At 61.1% G+C, this 13,119-nt stretch carries 10 protein-coding genes; 6 read left to right on the top strand and 4 right to left on the bottom strand.

What is annotated here, in order from left to right; genetic code table 11:
* Positions 1–29: 29 nt before the first annotated feature.
* On the top strand, positions 30–2,048 hold the full coding sequence (gene mnmC / locus BN1125_RS12040; protein WP_208854237.1) for a bifunctional tRNA (5-methylaminomethyl-2-thiouridine)(34)-methyltransferase MnmC2/FAD-dependent 5-carboxymethylaminomethyl-2-thiouridine(34) oxidoreductase MnmC1: 2,019 nt from the start codon (positions 30–32) through the stop codon (positions 2,046–2,048).
* A gap of 94 nt (positions 2,049–2,142) precedes the next feature.
* Here mnmC and BN1125_RS12035 read toward each other — a convergent pair whose 3' ends face one another.
* Together BN1125_RS12035 and BN1125_RS12030 are read right to left on the bottom strand one after the other, a co-directional pair.
* Complete coding sequence (locus tag BN1125_RS12035) at positions 2,143–2,739, bottom strand: DUF922 domain-containing protein (protein WP_042012520.1); 597 nt, start codon at positions 2,737–2,739, stop codon at positions 2,143–2,145.
* A 183-nt stretch (positions 2,740–2,922) separates the two neighbouring features.
* Positions 2,923–3,387 (bottom strand): hypothetical protein, encoded by a 465-nt coding sequence (locus BN1125_RS12030; protein WP_042012519.1) that lies wholly within the window; start codon positions 3,385–3,387, stop codon positions 2,923–2,925.
* Between the two features lie 195 nt (positions 3,388–3,582).
* Between BN1125_RS12030 and dcuC the strand changes: the two genes are divergently transcribed.
* From dcuC to BN1125_RS12005, 5 genes are all read left to right on the top strand, one after another.
* Entirely contained in the window at positions 3,583–4,935 is a 1,353-nt protein-coding gene (dcuC, locus tag BN1125_RS12025; RefSeq protein WP_042012517.1) for an anaerobic C4-dicarboxylate transporter DcuC, read from the top strand.
* A 91-nt stretch (positions 4,936–5,026) separates the two neighbouring features.
* Entirely contained in the window at positions 5,027–6,673 is a 1,647-nt protein-coding gene (locus tag BN1125_RS12020) for a bifunctional metallophosphatase/5'-nucleotidase (RefSeq protein WP_042012516.1), read from the top strand.
* 189 nt (positions 6,674–6,862) lie between these two features.
* On the top strand, positions 6,863–8,506 hold the full coding sequence (locus tag BN1125_RS12015; protein ID WP_042012515.1) for a hypothetical protein: 1,644 nt from the start codon (positions 6,863–6,865) through the stop codon (positions 8,504–8,506).
* A gap of 144 nt (positions 8,507–8,650) precedes the next feature.
* The gene (locus BN1125_RS12010; protein WP_042012514.1) at positions 8,651–9,154 is read left to right on the top strand and encodes a M48 family metallopeptidase; all 504 of its coding nucleotides are present in this window, start codon (positions 8,651–8,653) and stop codon (positions 9,152–9,154) included.
* Between the two features lie 65 nt (positions 9,155–9,219).
* Positions 9,220–10,029 (top strand): DUF2927 domain-containing protein, encoded by an 810-nt coding sequence (locus BN1125_RS12005; RefSeq protein ID WP_042012560.1) that lies wholly within the window; start codon positions 9,220–9,222, stop codon positions 10,027–10,029.
* A 178-nt stretch (positions 10,030–10,207) separates the two neighbouring features.
* Here BN1125_RS12005 and BN1125_RS12000 read toward each other — a convergent pair whose 3' ends face one another.
* Both BN1125_RS12000 and BN1125_RS11995 read right to left on the bottom strand, forming a co-directional pair.
* Positions 10,208–10,459, bottom strand: a complete 252-nt coding sequence (locus tag BN1125_RS12000; protein ID WP_042012513.1) for a DinI family protein — start codon at positions 10,457–10,459, stop codon at positions 10,208–10,210.
* Between the two features lie 74 nt (positions 10,460–10,533).
* Positions 10,534–12,960, bottom strand: coding sequence for a DNA polymerase II (locus BN1125_RS11995; protein ID WP_042012512.1), 2,427 nt, complete (start codon positions 12,958–12,960; stop codon positions 10,534–10,536).
* Between the last annotated feature and the right edge of the window lie 159 nt (positions 12,961–13,119).

Here is a 13,119-nt window from a genome sequence, read left to right as displayed (position 1 = left end):
CTGCTTTCACGTAGAATGCCCGCGATTTTGTGACGCGAGCCGAGGAAAACGTGAGTCAAACATCCTTACAACATGCCCGATTGGACTGGAGTGAAGCGGGAACTCCGGTCTCCAGTGACTTCGGGGATGTGTACTTTTCCAATGATAACGGTCTAAGTGAAACCCGCTACGTCTTTTTGCAGCAAAACCGATTGCCTGCGCGATTTTCGCACCACGATAGAGACAGTTTCGTGATCGGTGAAACAGGTTTCGGCACAGGCCTTAACTTTCTGGCGACAATGCAAGCCTTCCTGGCACAGGCGCCCCAATCCGGCAACGGCTCCCGTCTGCACTTCATCAGTTTCGAGAAATACCCACTAACCCAAACGGATCTGCACAAAGCACTGGCCGCCTGGCCCGAGCTGGCCTCCTTGAGCCAGGATCTCATCGCACAGTGGCCGCTCCCGCTCTCCGGCTGCCATCGTCTGCACTTTGCCGGTGGCCGCATTCGTCTCGATCTCTGGTTTGGCGACATCCAGGATATGTTGCCGCAGGTCCCCCACGGGACAGAGGGTCTGGTCGACGTATGGTACCTGGATGGTTTTGCGCCGGCCAAGAACCCCGAGATGTGGACACCTGAACTGTTTGACAGTCTGGCCCGTCTCGCGCGCGGGAATGCGACCATCTCCACCTTTACCAGCGCCGGTTTTGTCCGCCGTGGTCTGATTGATGCCGGTTTTGCCACAAAGAAGACCAAGGGCCACGGCACCAAGTGGGCCATGTTGATCGGTGAGCGCAGTGCCAAGGCCCCGGCGCAGACCATCACCAACCACTATGCACGCCCGGCTGGCCGGGATGGCGAGGTGGTGATCATCGGCGGTGGCATCGCCTCGGCCATGACCGCCCTCTCACTGACCGAGCGAGGCCGCAAGGTGACGCTGTTGTGCGACGCAGGCGAAGCGGCCACCGGCGCCTCCGGCAATCGCCAGGGCGCGCTCTATCCCCTGCTCAATGGCGAACACGATGCGCTATCGCGCTTCTATTCGCAGGCCTTTGGCTATGCCCGGCAACGGCTGTTGGCGCTGGCTGCACGTCATCCCGTAGCCTTTGATTTATGCGGTGTGGTGCAACTCGGTTTTGACGACAAATCCCGCGCCAAACTGACCAAGATGGCTCAGGGCGCCTTCCCGCCCGCATTGATGCAGCCCCTGACCGCGGCAGAAGCCGCCACGATCGCAGGCCTGCCCGGTGGACACGAGGGGGTCAGCTATCCGCTGGGGGGCTGGCTCTGTCCGGCAGACCTCACCCGCGCCGCCATTGCAGAGGCGCAGGCCAGCGGCCTGCTGCAGGTGGAGTACCACACCCGGGTGCACACCATTGCCGAGCTGGCTGATGGCTGGCGAGTGAAGAGTCAGGATGGCCGCCAGTGGCAGATCCCCAACCTGGTGGTTGCCGCCGGTCATCAATTGCCTGCACTTATCCCCTTCGCCGAGCTGCCGCTCTACCCGGTGCGCGGTCAGGTGAGCCATGTACCGACCACAGCGACCTTGCGTCAGCTCAAGACCGTGCTCTGCTACGATGGCTACTTCACACCAATGCACAACGAGCAGCACTGCATCGGCGCCAGTTATGGCCGCAACCAGAGCAGCCTCGAATTTCGCGCCGAGGAGCAGGCCCAGAATCAGCAGCGATTGCAAACCTGTCTGCCGGATCAGTGTTGGCCCGTTGAGGTGGATGTAAGTGGTAACGACGCGCGTGTAGGGGTGCGCTGTGCCAGCCGGGATCACCTGCCGGTGGTGGGGCCGGTGGCCAGACTGCAAGGTCTGGCGGATCACTATGCGCAGCTGCAGCATGATCAGCACAACGCCCAGCCGCTCCCCCTTCACCCCGGCCTTTATGTGCTGGGAGCGCTCGGTTCGCGGGGTCTCTGCTCGGCGCCGCTCTGTGGCGAGCTGCTCGCCAGCGAGATCTGCGGCGATCCCCTGCCGCTGGCCGCCGATCTGCTGGAAGCGCTCCACCCAGCCCGTTACTGGGTACGCAAGCTGCTCAAGGGCAAAGCGCTGGTCTGAACCGGACTCTGCAAGCAAATAGAATGGCCGCCCATCGGGCGGCCATTCTATTTGTCAATCGTGCGATGCTGGATATTGCGTCTTGAGATAGCGCTCACTTGGGCCAGAGCACCCCGAGCTGTTCGCCGTAACCCGTCTGACGCTGGAATCCGTCGAGCCGTCCCTTGATCTTGTTCAACTCGCCGCTGCCTGCCGCCCAGGCGGCATAGCGCAGCGCCTGACAATCGGCATGTTCGGGCAGGGATGCGATCACGCCCCCAATCTGATTAGCCCCTTGCAGCACCATCTCCTTGAAGCGGGATTCGTAGTCAAACATGCTGGAGAGCAGCTGCCCCCAGCGCTGGCGGGCAGGATCGTTACTATTCGCACTCTGACGCCAGCGGGGCAGCAACACGGTGGCGTTGGTGGTCACCGTCACCCGGTTGAGCTGGCAGCGACCCGGCAACTGCTCGGTATCCAGCTGCCAGTCCACCTGATAACTCGCCTTGCCGAGCACGGGCTTGCCATTCACTTTGGGAGCACTCTGGGCAATCGCCCGGGCAAGCTGCTCCGGACTGGTTGCATTGACCTCATAAAAACGGACATTGATGCGGGACTCTGGCACCACTGGCGGCCGGCTCGGCTGAGCCTGACTCATCAGGGGCAACAGCAACAACCCGACCCCCACTACTCCATAAACCTTGCTGACCATGCCAGACTACCTTCCTTGATTGCACGGGCGGAGTACCAACCTTGGTGAACCCCACCGCCACACAGATGACGGCTATAGCCTATGTGTGACGACGAGGCGGCGCAATACCATGATGAGCCCAGAAATCAGAGCAGGCTCACAGGTTACGTGAGCAGAGTATGGCACAAGGCTAAAACTGTATTTTTATTGAGCATGACGGCTGATGCGCTGCCAGTCGAGGTGATAGTTTTTCACATTGATATCATGACCATCTATCTGAATAAAATGATCATTTTTAAGACGATTGGCAAAAAAGTCCTGATCTGCCCCCTCATTGAGCCACAGCTCGCACAGTCCCCGTTTTCCCTCTCTGGCATAGAATCTCGGGGTGATCAGCAGCGCGACCCCATCTACCCGGATGGCATGACGGGCCAGGCAGTTTGCTTCCGTGGTTTTGGATGCCAGCGCGGCAAAACGGGGTCTGTTCCCCTCGGCGACCACCAGTACGCCGTAAGAGTGAGGAGCCATGAGACGCCGCATGGCGACCGCCTGATGAGGACCGGTTTGATGAAAACCGTCATTGGTTACCGCAAACACGCAAGTAGGTGAAAATAGCATCGCGAGCAGGAAAATAGAGCGTTTAATGCCTGAAAAATCACCAATCGCCATATAAAAGCCTCAAAAGACAACCAAGGCTGGCAAGTGTAGGTAGCCAAACCCGCTGGGTAAAGTACCTTTACCTTTCTTTAATTCTGTTCACGGGGGTAAACGTTGATTTAGCTCACACAACATCCGGTTTCCAGTCGCCAGCCTACCTCTATCGGAATAGACTCACGCCACTCTCATCCAATCAGAAGGCAACATATGCTGGAACTCATCGTTGGCACCCTGGTCACCCTGGTGGTGGGCCGTGCCATTTTCAAAGGATACTCCGCGACCGGAGTGCTGCTGAGCGGCGGCTTGCTGCTGCTGGTCATCACCGCCATGATGGGCAAGCCGGTGTTGCCGAGCAAGGTGGTCAGCACCGGTTATATCGCGACCGATATCTTCGAATACGTCCGCTTCCTGCTCAATGAGCGGGGCGGTGGACTGGGGATGCTGATCATGGTGCTGTGCGGCTTCGCAGGCTACATGAGCCATATCGGCGCCAACACCATTCTGGTCAAGCTGGCCAGCAAACCACTCGGCATCATCAAGTCCCCCTATATCCTGCTGGTGGCTGCCTATCTGGTGGCCTGCGCCATGTCGCTGGCGGTGAGCTCTGCCACCGGCCTCGGTGTGCTGCTGATGGCTACCCTGTTCCCGCTGATGGTCAACATGGGGATCTCCCGTGGCGCGGCAGCAGCCGTGTGCGCCTCACCAGCCGCCATCATTCTGTCACCGACCTCAGGGGACGTGGTGATGGCCGCCCAGGCCGCCAACATGCCGCTGCTGGACTTTGCCTTCAAGCTGACCCTGCCCATCTCGCTGGTGGCGATCGCCTGTATGGCGGTGACCCACTTCTTCTGGCAGCGTTATCTTGACCAGAAATCCGGTGAACACAACGAGCCGGTCGCACCGGGTGATCTGGTGACGACCGCCCCCGCTTTCTACGCCATCCTGCCGTTCACCCCCATCATCGGGGTGCTGATATTTGACGGCAAATGGGGCCCGCAGCTGGATATCGTCACCATCATCGTCATGTGCATGGTGCTGGCCAGCCTGCTGGAACTCGTCCGTATCCGCAATGGCAAGGAACTGCTGGACGGCCTGCAGGTGTGCTGGCGCAACATGGCTGACGCCTTTGCTGGCGTGGTCATGCTGCTGGTCGGCGCCGGTGTCTTCGCCCAGGGTTTGATGACCATCGGCTTTATCGACACCCTGCTGACCCACGCTCAGGATCTCGGCTCCGGCGGCATGATCATGATGCTGTCACTGGTGGTGATCACCACCCTAGCTGCTTTCACCACCGGCTCGGGCAATGCCCCCTTCTACGCCTTCGTGGAGCTGATCCCCAACCTGGCCAGCAGCCTGGGTATCAATCCGGCGTATCTGGTGATCCCCATGCTGCAGGCATCCAACCTGGGCCGCACCATCTCGCCGGTCTCTGGCGTGGTGGTCGCCTGTGCGGGGATGGGCAAGCTCTCGCCGTTCGAGGTGGTCAAGCGCACCAGTATGCCGGTCGCCGTCGGCCTGCTGGTGGTGATCGTCGCCACCCAGATCATGGTGCCCGCCTGATCGCTGACCAGCCCGGCACCCTGCCGGGCTGGTATCCTCCCCCCCCTTTGCAGTAGACTCGGCGCTCATTTCCCCCCTAAGGAGGACCGAGATGAGTATTACGGTTCAACTTGCCCATTTCAGTGATTGCCACTCCCATTTCGATGGCGCACCGATGAGCTTCTCTCCCGTCTCTGAAGACCAGTGGCGCACCCAATGCGGCGGTTATGCCCGGATCCTGACCCGACTCACCCAATTGCGTGTCAAGGCCGCCAGCCAAGGCCATGCCTGTCTCTTCTTGCATGGTGGCGATACCTTTCAGGGCTCGCTCTATTTCAACCGCTTCAAAGGGCGCGCCAACGCCGACCTGCTCGCCATGCTGGCCCCCGACGCCATGGTGCTCGGCAACCACGAATTCGATCTGGGTAACGGCCCGCTGGTGGAGTTCTTGCGTCAGCTCGATGTTCCGGTGCTGGCCGCCAATCTGGACAACAGTCAGGAGCCTGCCGACACGCCGCTGGGGCTGTGGGATATCCCCCACCTCTACGACGCCCATCAGCCCTGGCATCGCCGAGTGATCGACGGGGTTTCCTTTGCCTTGCTGGGGATCACCCTGCCCCAGATGGCTGCCATCGCCAACCCGGATCCTCATACCCGTTTCCACGCCGTCACCGACACCCTCACTAAAGTGCTGCGGGAGATAAAGCGCGAAGGGATCCAGCATATCGTGCTGCTGAGCCACCTCGGGCTGGATCAAGACAAGCTGCTGGCCGAGCGCTTCCCTGAGCTCAGCCTCATCATCGGCGGCCACACCCACAGCCTGCTGGGGGATCTCGCCCCCCTCGGCCTGCCAAGCGAAGGCACCTATCCGCTGATGAACAACGGGGTGGCCATTCTGCACGCCGGTCACAGCGCCCTCTGCCTCGGCGTATGCGAACTCACCTTCGATGAGGCGGGCCGTGTCGTACAAAGTGAGGGACAGCTGGAGTGGCTCCCCTGGCAGCCCTGGCCGTTTGCCTCCACCCCGCCCGCCGGGCTCACCTTCTGCGAGCCGGATCCACAGCTTGAACAACATCTGGCCAAACGCTATCGGCCGGAGATCGAGACCATGAGCCAGCGCATCGTCACCCGGCTCGACACTCCCCTGCCCCATCAACGGCTGCCCGACAGCAAGATGCCCCATGGCAGCATGCTGGCACCGCTGGTGGCCAGCGCCATGCTGACCGCGGCGCGAGAGCAGGTGGGTGAAGTGGACTTTGCCCTGCACAACGCCGGTGGCGTGCGCTGCTCGCTGGAGCCGGGCCCGCTGAGTGAGGCGGATATTGCCGGGCGCCTGCTGCCGTTTGCCATTCCCCTCACCCTCTATCGGGTGCACGGTCACGAGTTGGCGGAAGCACTGGAAAATGCCATCGACAACGCCACCAACAACGGCGTGGTCGGCAATGGCAACGGCAGCTTCCCCTACACTGCCGGGGTGCGATTCACCTATCAGGCCAATCTACCCAAGGGCCAGCGCATCACCCGACTGGAGTGGGAAGCCGCCCCCGGCCAGTGGCAAGCGGTCAATGCCAATGAGATCTATCGCGGGGTATCCAGCGCCTATACCGCCTCCGGCAAGGAGGGCTACACCGCACTGGCGCGCACCCTGACCCAGCACAATCAGGAGCTCGGCATCACCCTGGCCGACGCCTTTATCCGCTGGGCCCGCCATCTGCCCTCGCTGGAAGCGCAGCCCCCCCTGCTTGAGTACATCCGTTGATGTCGGGGTGATGGCTGTTGCCCCATGCTGCCTGACGGCCAATATGGCCGCAACCATCGCCCGGTTCCCTCCAGGAACCGGGCTTTTGCGACAATATTTGCCCCACACGGGCCAGCCCCATTGCATCGCACTCACTAGCTCGGCAAGATAGGCCCGCTTTCAAGACCAGCTGCAGGAACAGGCGACTTCATGAATCACTCCATCCGTTTCACCCCTCCTCGCGTCAACCCGGGCATCAAGCCAGCCATCGTGTTGCTGACCGCCCTGCTGGCGCTGCTCTTCTGTCTGCGCAATCCGCTCTTCCATGCCATGGCGCCGGGATTTGATGCCTCGCTGTTCGCTGTGATGGGCAAGATGTGGAGCGAAGGGGGCGTGCTCTATCGCGACATGATCGACATCAAGGGGCCGATGATCTTCGCCCTCGATGCGCTGGGCTACGGTCTGGGGGGATTTGTCGGGATCTGGGCGCTGGAGTGGGGGTTCTGCTGGCTCGGACTGCTGGCCAGCTGGCAGGCCTTTGCCCAGCTCGGACTCTCGTTCAAGGCGCGCCTCGGCGCCATGCTGGCGGTGCTGGCTCTCTACGGCACCCGTTACTACTACGGCAACATGACCGAGGACTGGACCTTCCATCTCGCCCTTATCGCCCAGTGGGCCTTCATTACCCTGCTGCTGGACAAGGGATTTCGCTGGTGGCCCGCACTGGTGGCGGCCCTCACCTTCGCCATCGTTGCCTGGATGCGTACCAACAACGGTGCCTTCTGGGGCGCCTGGTATCTGGTGCTGTTCTGCCACTGGTGTCTACATGAGAAGTGGCGCGATGCCATCTTGCTACTTATCTCCAGCCTGCTGGGGCTGGCGCTGATTGGCGGCCCCCTTTACGCCTACTTCCAGCAGCATGATCTGCTGGCGGCCTTCAAATACTACGCCTTCGACATCTTCTTCGAGGGGAGCTATGGCAATGGCTTCTCCCCCATGGTGGGCGCCGTCGGCCTGCTGCGCACCGGCCTTATCATGCTGCTGCCCGCCTTCATCATTCTGATGCTGAGCCGCCGTCAGGAGTGGTATCTGCCCGCCCTGCTGGCGACCCTGTTTGGCGTGCTCTTTACCCTGATCGCCAACTCGGTCTCCGGCCATGTGTTCGATCACTACGACGTGCTCTATCTGCAACTGGCGCTGCTGCCGCTGGCGGTATTGCTGGATCGCAGCGAACAGCAGGCAGACGGTGTCGGCCTGCTCTGCATCTCGCTAGTGGTGCTCACCGCCAGCTGGCTGCTGGCCCAGCAGTTGGTCTTTGGCTGGAGCACCAAGGAGTGGTCCCTCGAACGGGTTAACGAAGTGCTCGGCACCAGCCTGCTGTGGGCGCTGCCGGTGCTGATCCTCATCCCCCTCTGGCGCGCCTGGGATGTGCGCAGTGCCACCCCTTGGCTGGCGACGCTGGCCATGCTCCTGCTGATGATCAACAACGCCTGGGAAGGCACCCTCAAGGGTCGCCCTTTCAATCCGGCCGCGCAGGTACGGGTTGATCGCATCAAGGCCGAGACAGTCCCGAGCGACAAGATCTGGGTCGATGGCATCCAGCCGCAATATTATCTCTGGACCGATCGCCAGCCAGCCTCCGCCTACCTCTTCTTTGCCAACGTCAATCCGCCCTATGACGTGCGCGAGCGAGTGCTGGCCGATATCCAGCGCCAGAATCCGAAGTTCATCATCGCCAAGCCGGATCGGGTGAGCGAGGAGCTGAAAAAACCCAGCTCTCCTTTCCATCTTGCCTTCTATCAATACCTGACCAGCCACTATGAAGAGGTGGATCCGGGTCTCTATCGCCGACGCTGATCGTCAATACGCCCCGCAGGGCGGCCATTGTTGCAATGGCCGCCCTTTTTCTTGCGCCAGAGCCCCTTGCAGCGGCGGCCCACAGTAGGCAAGCCCGTCCGAGATAACTACAATGACGCTCTTTTTGATGTGACGAGTGACACCATGGCGGAACTGACTTATCTGGGCGGCTATCCCGACCCCCTCAAGGCACAGGTACAGCAGCTGATTGCAGCGGGCAAGCTGGGGGAGATGCTGGCCAAACGCTACCCGGATAGCCACCAGGTCCAGAGCGACAAGGCGCTGCTCGCCTACACCATGGAGCTGAAGAACCGCTACCTCAAGAGCTCGGCGCCCCTGTCAAAGGTGGTGTTCGATGGCAAAATCAACGTGATCAAAGATGCCCTCGGCCTGCACACCTACGTCAGCCGGGTGCAGGGCAGCAAGCTCAAGGCCAAGAACGAGATCCGTATCGCCGCCCTGTTCAAGGAGGCACCGCCCCCGTTCCTGAAAATGATCGTGGTGCACGAGCTGGCCCATATCAAAGAGAAGGATCACAACAAGAGCTTCTATCAGCTCTGCCAACACATGGAGCCGGACTATCATCAACTGGAGTTTGATCTCAGGCTCTGGCTCACCTGGCGCGATATCGACAAGGCCAACCGCTAGGCTGATAACCGTTTCAGGGAGGAAACATGCCATTTGCCGCCACCCGCTTTATTGCCACTTTGGTAATGGCCGACTTGGGCCGCGCTGACTATCCCCGCTTCACTTCACGCGGGCTGCTGGCGCTGCTGCTTCTGCTCGCGGGCCACAGCGCCCGTGCCGATCAGCGCTGGCAGAGCGACAGCTATCTCACCAAGAGCTTTATGGCCATCGCCATGGAGCGGGAGTATGGCGAAGTCAGGCAGACCCGTTTTGCCCGCTGGCAGCAGCCGATCCGGCTGCAACTTATCAACGAGTCGGGTGACAAGCCGCTGCAGGCCGACGTGGTGAAGGTACAGGCGGCCCATCTGGCCCGCATCACCGGCCACCCCATCAGCATGGTGACCGCAAAGCCCAACCTGACCCTGATCATGACCGACTACAGCAAGATGAAGAGCTGGGCCAACCGCACCATGGGGGGCGATCCATCGGTCAAGATGGCGCTCAAGGAGGGGCTCTGCCTTGCCAACTTCGCAACCAATCCGAAACACGAGATCAGCCGTGCCACCATCATCATTCCGGTAGACTACAGCCGGGCCAAGGGGCGCTTTCTCGGCTGCGTGGTGGAGGAGTTCACCCAGGTGATGGGGCTGCCCAACGATTCGGACAAGGTGTTTCCCTCCATCTTCAATGACAACAGCATCGACAGCTTTTTGACCGGGCTGGACTATGTGCTGCTCAAGATGGCCTATCACCCGGCCCTCAAAGCCGGGATGAGCAGTGACGAGATCCGCGCCGCACTGCCTATCGCACTGGCCGATCTGCGCGCCAAAGGGGAGATCCGCGAAGCCAATCGCCGGGTGCAGCAACAGAGCCTGAAAAGCTGGGCGGGGTTGTAACGGACATGGCTCAACCCAGAGCCAGACAAGCCAACGCGAGCCTCTCACCACCCACAAAAAACGCAGCCACTTGGCTGCGTTTTTTGTTGTCCGGGTATCAGCGGTGCGTTAGCAGGCATGCCCGTTTATCCACCGCCCATGTATCCAACGCCCCGAGTTATCCGCTGACCGTGAGGGCTCAGGAGGCGACGTTATCTTCCGGCATCCAGCTGTCGGCGTTCTCCCATACCTCCTGCACCATGGCTTCGGCCAGCTCTTTGTCTTCCTTGCTGGCACGGCTGACGGTCAGGGCCATGGCACTGCCCGGCGCGACCCGCACATGGATGTCTGGGAATTTTTCGCCAAGCTGCTTGAGCAGCTCCTGACGCAGCGCCTCCATGGTCGAGGTCGGGATCTGATGTTTTCTGTCGATGATGATTTCAAGACGCATAGGAAACTTCTCCATGATTTATAACTGTATTTTTATCCAGTATCCATGGGAAGTAAAGTGCCAACTTGCACCAATCAGAAAAGATCCAGCTGCTGACCACAGATCCGGTCGAACGACTCGCCGATAAAGGGCAGGATGGCATCGGCGATGGGCCGCAACTGCTTGTCGATATAGTGCTCGTAATCGATGGCGCTGCGCCGGTACTCCAGCGGCTCTGGGCCATTGAGGGTCATCAGATAGGCGATGGCGCCCCGATGCTGATAGCGCTGGGGCAGACCGCGGCGCAGGTTCTCCTCATCGGCCAGCCGCGCCGCCCGCACATGGGGCGGCACATTCTTCTGATACTCTTCGAGCTTCTGACGCAGCCGTTTGCGATAGATGAGCAGATCGTCGTGGCGGCCGGCGCGGGTCTCATCCACCATGGTGCGCACATAGCCGCTGGGATCTTCATCGTGAAACACCAGCTCATAGAGGCGGGTCTGGAATTGCTTGGCCAGCATGGTCCAGTCGGTGCGCACCGATTCGAGCCCCTTGAACACCAGCTGTTCACTCCCCTCACTGGCCTTGCCAACCAGCCCCGCATAGCGCTTCTTGCTCCCCTTCTCCAAGCCGCGGATGGTGGGCATCAAAAAGCGGCGGTAGTGGGTCTCGTACTGGATTTCGAGATAACTCGGCAGATCGAATTCGCGCTTGATCAGTGCAGCCCAGTTATCGTTGATCATTTGGGCCAGTCGCTGGCCGATCTCGTCCGCCTCATCGGGGCTGGTCTCGCGCCCCAGATGGACAAAGGTGGAGTCGGTGTCGCCATAAATCACCTCGAACCCCTTCGCCTCAATCCACTCGCGGGTCTGCTGCATGATGCTGTGGCCGCGCAGGGTGATCGATGACGCGAGCCTGGGGTCGTAGAAGCGGCAGCCCCCCGAACCCAGCACGCCGTAGAAGGAGTTCATGATGATCTTGATGGCCTGGGAGAGTGCCTTGTTGCTGGCCGCCTTGGCCCGATCCCGCGCCGCCCACAGGATGGCGATGAGATCCGGCAAGAAGTGCCGCTCGCGGGAGAAGAGGGCGCCGCGAAAGCCCGGTATGGCGTGGTCTGGGTGTTGCAGCCCCTCCACCAACCCCATGGGGTCGATGCAGAAGGTGCGGATGATGCTGGGATAGAGGCTCTTGAAATCGAGCACCAGCACATGGCGATAGAGACCGGGTTTGGAGTCCATCACATAGCCGCCGGGGCTCGCGAGCCCCCCATCGGCAGGCAGATTGGGGGCCACATAGCCGCCGCGATGCAGCCGCGGCAGATAAAGGTTGGTAAAGGCCGCCACCGAGCCCCCTACCCTGTCCAGCTCCAGGCCGGTAAGGGAGGCACGCTCGATAGCAAAGGGGATGAGGTGGCAGTAGTCGAAGATCTCCCACACCAGCTTGCAATCTTCCAGGTTGTAGCGGGCGAGCGCCTCCTTGTCGGAGTGGAACAGTTCGGTGATCTTCTCCCCCCGATTGGCCACATCCTCGATATCCTTGCCACGGCCGAGCAGTTCGCTCGCCACCGCATCCAGGCTGTAACTGGCAAACTGCCAGGTGGCGCTTTTCAGGGTGTCAATCCCATCGAGCACCATGCGCCCCGGGATGATGACGTTGCCGGTCTGGGGATCGCTTCGGGACGAGCGCCAGAAGCAGAGCTCGCGCCCGCGCCCCAGCCGCAGCCGCCGCTTGTTAAGCTCGGCGCGGCGCAGCAGCAGGCGAAAGTCGAAGTTGACCACGTTCCAGCCAATCACCAAGTCGGGGTCATGCAGACTGAACCAGCTCTCCAGCGCACTCAGCAGGGCGCTCTCGTCCGCCACCCACTGGACCTGGGTGCCCCAGCTCTCGGCATCCGCTTCCGGGGTGCCAATCATGATGACCCGCGCGTCCTGTTCGCTGTAAAGACCAACCGAGAAGAGGGCCCCGTCCATGGCGCACTCCACGTCCAGCGACACCCAGGAGAGGGTGGGCGTCACCGCCTGCGGCGCGCAGCGTGCCTCGTTGACCTCCCAGTAGCCCGGCTTGCCCCCCTTTTTTACCGTCCGGCCATCGAAGCGCACACCGGCGGTGATAAAGCGCTCCATCAGAAACCGCTCTGGCAGCCGGATATCCGCCTCGAAGTGCTCCAGCCCGCGGATCAGCAACAGCTCGATGGCACGATGAAAGGCGCTCAGGGTAGCAAAATAGCAGCCCACCACAGGGCGACCATCGAAGGTGTGCATCGGCAGGCGACGAAATCGCCCGCTCACCCCGGCCCCCTTGAACAGCTCGGCGGCTTCTGCCATATGGCTCTGTGGCAAAAAGAACACCGGCTCCTGCCCCGGCACCACCACCCGCACCGGCCCCTGGGCGCTCCAGAGCCACATCACGATTTCGGTGGTGGCAGCCTGCCCGTTGCGGCCGCGCACGTCCCGACCATAACGGGTCAGGATAAAACCGTCGCGCGGCGGGGTGGCGGGTACGGTGGGCTGGGTTGCAGTCATGAAGCGTAAAGGGGCTGTCAGAGAATGGGACCATTGTACGTTCATACAGTGCCTGCTCGCAATCGTCACACTGGCTGCGAGGCTGGAGTCAAACTGGTAAGCTCGATCCGGTCGTTATTCCCGCCCATCCCGTTATGACCACTCTTCGCCGACAAAAGG

It is taken from the genome of Aeromonas fluvialis, assembly GCF_000819885.1.
Taxonomy (GTDB): Bacteria; Pseudomonadota; Gammaproteobacteria; order Enterobacterales; family Aeromonadaceae; genus Aeromonas; species Aeromonas fluvialis.
The sequence above is the reverse complement of the archived record's forward strand: the minus strand, read 5'-3'. Positions and strand labels throughout refer to the sequence as shown.